General features: G+C 81.0%; 1 protein-coding gene. It reads left to right on the top strand.

Annotation, left to right across the window (positions count from 1 at the left end):
• Positions 1–192: 192 nt before the first annotated feature.
• On the top strand, positions 193–949 hold a 757-nt coding region (locus GTR00_RS21715), incomplete at its 3' end, for a biotin/lipoyl-binding protein (protein ID WP_166613564.1).

Raw genomic sequence — 949 nt, forward strand, 5'->3', positions numbered from 1 at the left:
GGCCCCGCGCCCGGCCCCCGCGGCGGGCCCGGTGGTCCGCCGATCGGCTGATGCCGACGTGAGCGAGAACTCCCCACGACGGACGCACGACCCCCCGGTGAACCGCCTAGGGTGACGCGCGTGCGCCCCCTCCAGACGCGTCCAACCACTGCGCGCCCCGCCCGCCGCCTGCTGCCCCTCACCGGTGCCGCGGTGGCCGCGACCCTGCTGCTGACCGCGTGCAGCGCGGAGGAGGAGCCCCAGGTGGCCACCGCGGCCGTGGCGCGAGGCGACGTGCAGGAGGTCGTCGAGGCGCCCGGCACCGTGCAGCCGCGCGCCTCCTCCACGGTGCGGGCCCCCGCCGGCGGCACCGTCGCCACCCTGCAGGTCTCCGACGGCCAGCGCGTCGAGGCCGGGCAGGTGCTCCTGACCATCGACTCCCCGCAGGCGCGCGACGCCCTCGCGCAGGCCGAGGAGGCCGACGAGCAGGCCGCCGGCTCCACCTCCCGGCGCTCCTCCGGCAGCAGCCCCGCGCAGCTGGCCGCGCAGCAGCGCCGCGCCCGCGCCGACGCCGGGGCGCGCTTCGACGAGGCCGAGCGCCAGGCCGCCGCCGTCGCCGACCCCGTCGCGCGCGAGGCCGCCCTGGCCGCCGTGCGCTCCTCGCGCACCCAGTACGACCTGCTGGCCGCGCAGACGCAGGCGCTGGTGGAGCAGGTCGGCACCGGCCTGGGCAGCGTGGACGCGGCCGTGGCCTCGCTGGGCCAGGCCCAGCGGGTGCAGACGCGGGCCGCGGTCAGCGCCGCCCGCGCCACCGTGGACGCCCTGACCGTGCGCGCGCCCATCGGCGGCACCGTGTCCCTGGCCGCCACCGGAGGCGCCGGGTCGGGGCTGCCCGCGGGCGCCGAGGGCCTGCTGCGCGGCAGCGGGGTGGAGCTGCCCGCCGGCGCCCTGGGCGGCGGGTCCGCCGGCG

It is taken from the genome of Kineococcus indalonis (assembly GCF_009906395.1).
GTDB lineage: Bacteria > Actinomycetota > Actinomycetes > Actinomycetales > Kineococcaceae > Kineococcus > Kineococcus indalonis.